The sequence below is a fragment of the Caballeronia sp. genome, from assembly GCF_049581465.1.
In the GTDB taxonomy this organism is placed as follows: Bacteria; Pseudomonadota; Gammaproteobacteria; order Burkholderiales; family Burkholderiaceae; genus Caballeronia.
Window position 1 is genome coordinate 1 of record NZ_JBAUSA010000907.1, and the last position, 2105, is coordinate 2105.

The following is a 2105-nucleotide window of genomic DNA, read 5'->3' on the forward strand; positions in this document are numbered from 1 at the left end:
TTTTAGTCCCTTTGCTTGCCAAGGCGATTCGGGACGAAGATCGTCCGACTGAAGTTTTTCACAGTGAGAGAGTAGGTAATGAGGCTTAAAGGCAAGGTGGCAATCGTTACGGGAGCCGGGCAGGGCATTGGCGCTGCAACGGCTTTGAAGTTCGCTCGCGAAGGTGCAATAGTTGCCGTGTGTGACCTTAACCATGACGCGGTATTCGGGGTCGTGAGCGCGTGTCGTGACGCGGGTGTGGCAGCGGATGGTTTCAGCATCGATGTTTCGGACCGCGATGCGGTCGACGACATGGTTGCGAAGGTACTCGCGAAGCATCATCGAATCGACGTCCTCGTGAACAATGCGGGCATCACGAGGGATGCCCGCCTCCAAAAGATGACATTGAAGCAGTTCGATGACGTTATCGACGTCAATCTTCGAGGCGTATTCCATGTCGCGCAAGCGGTCGTCGACACGATGATTGAGCAGCGTGCCGGCGTTATCCTCAACGCCAGTTCGGTCGTCGGTATCTACGGAAACTATGGCCAGACCAACTACGCTGCGGCCAAGTTTGGGGTCATCGGGTTCACGAAAACGTGGAGCCGCGAACTCGGGCCAAAGGGCATTCGCGTGAACGCGATCGCTCCCGGGTTCATCGACACGCCAATCCTTTCGACCATACCGGAGGACGTCATGGCGAAGATGCGCGAGCAGGTGCCGTTGCGACGTCTGGGGACGCCTGAAGAGATAGCCAACATATACGCCTTCCTGGCAAGTGATGAAGCGAGTTATATCAACGGCGCGGTGATCGAAGCATCGGGTGGGATGACTCTTTAACGGGAAGCTGCACCGGTAGCCACCAAACGATAGGGATTCGGACCTCTACGCGTCCGCTTTATAAAAGAAGACTGATGAACACTTTCGACCTTTTAAAACCACGACCCGGTCTGCGAGTACTCGTGTCGGGCGCCGCCACTGGCATTGGCGCTGCGATTGCAGAAGCCTTCCTTCAAGCGGATGCTACGGTCTACATTTGCGACGTTGACGCAGTCGCCATCGATAAAGCAAAGGCGCAGCATCCCCGGCTTCACGCGGGCGTGGCCGACGTAGGAAACCGTGAGCAGGTGGACAGTATCATCGACAACGCTTGCGCGAAGCTCGGAGGACTGGACCTGCTCGTGAACAACGCAGGCATCGCGGGTCCGACCGGGGGCGTAGACGTCATCGAACCCGACCAATGGGAACGCACAATCGCAACGAACCTCAACAGCCAGTATTACTTCTTGAGGAAGGCCGTTCCCGTACTCAAGGAGACGTCAGACTCCCCTGGCATCATCGCCATGTCATCCGTGGCCGGGCGTCTTGGTTACGCATTCCGGACGCCGTATGCAGCAACCAAATGGGCGATTGTCGGCTTGGTCAAGTCCCTTGCCATCGAACTCGGGCCGAGCAATATTCGTGTGAACGCAATACTGCCTGGCGTGGTTGAAGGCGAACGGATGGACCGGGTGATTGCGGCTCGGGCGGAAACACTCGGTGTACCTTTTGAAGTCATGCGGGAAGAGTACCTTCGAAAGATTTCCCTCCGACGCATGGTGACAGCCGATGACATTGCTGCAATGGCCCTTTTTCTAGCATCTCCCGCTGGGCAGAATATCTCCGGGCAGGCGATCAGTGTGGACGGAAACGTCGAGTATATTTGAGGTCGTAGGGGAGGGCGGGCGTCCTGCAGTAGCACTTGGTAATCGGGCGTTCACGCGCCGCCGCGATCGCGTTCGCCCGCTCCGTCAGCCCCGTCGTCCGATAAATACGGGGCACCGCCCTTAAGCGCGTGCTGCCGCCAGTCGCCCGGCGTCATCCCCATCCGTTGAGCAAACACACGCCGAAACGCGGACACCGATTGATAGCCGACCAGATCGGCAACCGCCTCGGTGGACGACGTGGATTTTCGCAGCGCGTTCGCGGCGGCGCTCATTCGGATATCGGTCAGCAGATCCAGCGCGGAGCAGCCGAGACTGGCCTGGAAATGCCGCATGAACGTGGCGCGCGACATGCTGCATAGTCCAGCCAGTTCGGGAAGCGTCCACGCGCGAGCGGGGTCGTTGAACATTGCCGCAGCCGCA

At 58.5% G+C, this 2105-nt stretch carries 3 protein-coding genes; 2 read left to right on the forward strand and 1 reads right to left on the reverse strand.

The genetic code is table 11. The annotated features are described in order from the left end of the window. The first annotated feature begins 78 nt into the window (after positions 1 to 78). On the forward strand, positions 79 to 819 hold the full coding sequence (gene fabG / locus WCA53_RS22180; RefSeq protein WP_423915611.1) for a 3-oxoacyl-[acyl-carrier-protein] reductase: 741 nt from the start codon (positions 79 to 81) through the stop codon (positions 817 to 819). A 74-nt stretch (positions 820 to 893) separates the two neighbouring features. Further along, positions 894 to 1685: an SDR family oxidoreductase gene (locus WCA53_RS22185; protein ID WP_423915612.1), complete on the forward strand. Its 792-nt coding sequence runs from the start codon at positions 894 to 896 to the stop codon at positions 1683 to 1685. Positions 1686 to 1735: 50 nt separating this feature from the next. On the opposite strand, the gene WCA53_RS22190 is transcribed toward WCA53_RS22185, so the two are convergent. After that, positions 1736 to 2105 (reverse strand): helix-turn-helix transcriptional regulator (locus tag WCA53_RS22190; RefSeq protein ID WP_423915613.1); only part of this gene is annotated, 370 nt, incomplete at its 5' end.